The sequence below is a fragment of the Luteimonas campi genome (assembly GCF_051162505.1).
GTDB lineage: Bacteria > Pseudomonadota > Gammaproteobacteria > Xanthomonadales > Xanthomonadaceae > Luteimonas.
The window spans coordinates 1-842 of sequence record NZ_JBNWEM010000013.1; the positions used below are offsets into that span (position 1 = coordinate 1).

Consider the following 842-nt stretch of genomic DNA (forward strand, 5'->3'; position numbering starts at 1 on the left):
TTGCGCTCGATGCAGGGGATCTGCACCAGGCCGCCGATCGGGTCGCAGGTCAGGCCGAGGTTGTGCTCCATGCCGATCTCGGCGGCGTTCTCGATCTGCCCGGGCGTGCCGCCCAGCGCGGCGGTGAGGCCGGCCGCCGCCATCGAGCAGGCCACGCCGACCTCGCCCTGGCAGCCGACCTCGGCGCCGGAAATGCTGGCGTTTTCCTTGTAGAGGATGCCCACCGCCGCGGCGGTGAGCAGGAAGTCGAACACGCCCTGCTCGCTGCTGGCCGGACAGAAGCGGTCGTAGTAGTGCAGCACCGCCGGGATGATGCCCGCCGCGCCGTTGGTCGGCGCGGTGACCACGCGCCCGCCGGCGGCGTTCTCCTCGTTCACCGCCAGTGCGTACAGGTTGACCCAGTCGAGCACGGTCAACGGGTCGCGCATCGCCGCCTCGGGGCGCGAGAGCAGTTCCTTGTACATCGTCGGCGCGCGACGCGGGACGTGCAGCCCTCCGGGCAGGGTGCCTTCCTCGCGCATGCCGCGGGCCACGCAGGCCTGCATCGCCGACCACAGTTCGCGCAGGCCCTGCACGATCTCGGTCTCGCTGCGCCAGCTCTTCTCGTTCTCCAGCATGATCTGGGCGATGGTCAGGCCGTGCTGCTGCGCCTGCGCCAGCAGCTCGTCGCCGCTGTGGAAGGGATAAGGCAGCGGCGTGGTGTCGGCGACGATGCGGTCTTCGGCCGCCTCGTCCTGGTTGACCACGAAGCCGCCGCCGACCGAGTAGTAGTCGCGCGTGGCCAGCACCTGGCCGGCCGCGTCGAAGGCGGTGAAGCGCATGCCGTTGGTGTGGTGCGGCAG

Annotated in this window: 1 protein-coding gene; it reads right to left on the minus strand. The window is 70.7% G+C overall.

The features are described from left to right. Window positions 1-842 (minus strand): L-serine ammonia-lyase (locus tag ACQYVW_RS17315; protein WP_434947858.1); only part of this gene is annotated, 842 nt, incomplete at both ends.